Origin of the sequence: Pseudomonas sp. SIMBA_067, assembly GCF_046534675.1 — a bacterium.
Lineage (GTDB): Bacteria > Pseudomonadota > Gammaproteobacteria > Pseudomonadales > Pseudomonadaceae > Aquipseudomonas > Aquipseudomonas putida.
On sequence record NZ_JAWRYH010001406.1, the window covers coordinates 1 to 233 of the forward strand.

Consider the following 233-nt stretch of genomic DNA (forward strand, 5'->3'; position numbering starts at 1 on the left):
TAGGGCGAGTCGATCTCCAGGTAACAGACGTTCTTGCGTGCGGCCATCAGTGCGTCGACGATCTCGCGGGAACGTGCCGGCGAGAAGCGCCAGTCGGTGGTGAACGACATGATGCAGTAGTCTGCCGTGACGCCGGCGAGTGTGGCGGCAAGGTCGCCCCCGTGGGCCGCCGCGGGGTCGAAGTAATCCAGCGCCTTGGTCATCAGCAGGTAGGTATTGGCGTCGAAACGGCC

General features: G+C 64.4%; 1 pseudogene. It reads right to left on the minus strand.

Features of this window, described 5'->3' with window-relative positions:
* Positions 1 to 233 (minus strand): annotated as a pseudogene (gene metX, locus SB765_RS34010) (homoserine O-acetyltransferase); the annotation flags it as partial.